Annotated in this window: 1 protein-coding gene; it reads right to left on the bottom strand. The window is 61.4% G+C overall.

Annotation, left to right across the window (positions count from 1 at the left end; genetic code table 11):
* On the bottom strand, positions 1–612 hold a 612-nt coding region (locus tag AAC083_RS15185; RefSeq protein WP_375134762.1), incomplete at both ends, for a response regulator.

Raw genomic sequence — 612 nt, 5'->3', positions numbered from 1 at the left:
TCACCTTGTGTAAAGCCGCTTCGAGCGCCATCTCATCCCCTTGTGTAATGCGGTGCTCAATGTCGGCCAGATCTTGGCGAGTGGCCTCCAGATAGAGGGTGACAAGTTCAGCGCTTAGCAGCGCCTGTGCCGGCCATTCCGGCGCCAGATCCTCGTCTGATGGCTTGAGCGGGGGCGGGACTGTGTCACCTGACGTCGGCAGGCTGCGCAGCAAGTTGGCCAAGTCCTTGAGTAGCAGGGGCTTGTCCAGATGTCCCCGGCAACCGCAACTGGCTAATCGCTGGGCCGCCTGTTCGCTGAGATCGGCGGTGATCACGTAGGCTGGCAGATGCTGCCAGCGCACCGAGTCACGCAACTGCTGACACAGCTGGGCACCATCCATCACTGGCATCTGCAGGTCGGTCAGCACCAGATCCACCGTCTCGTGCTGCAAAATGTCGAGCGCCAACTGGCCATTGGCCGCACTCAGTACCTGGGCCCCCAGCTGGGTCAGCTGCATGCTGATCAACTCCCGATTCACCTCGTGATCTTCGACCAGCAGCACCCGCATCCCCTGTCCCGGCAGACTCATCTCCTCCTGAGCAGAGGACACCAGCCTAGGCTGCAACAAGC

The sequence above is a fragment of the Aeromonas sp. HMWF014 genome (assembly GCF_963878295.1).
GTDB classification, from domain to species: domain Bacteria; phylum Pseudomonadota; class Gammaproteobacteria; order Enterobacterales; family Aeromonadaceae; genus Aeromonas; species Aeromonas popoffii.
The sequence above is the reverse complement of the archived record's forward strand: the minus strand, read 5'-3'. Positions and strand labels throughout refer to the sequence as shown.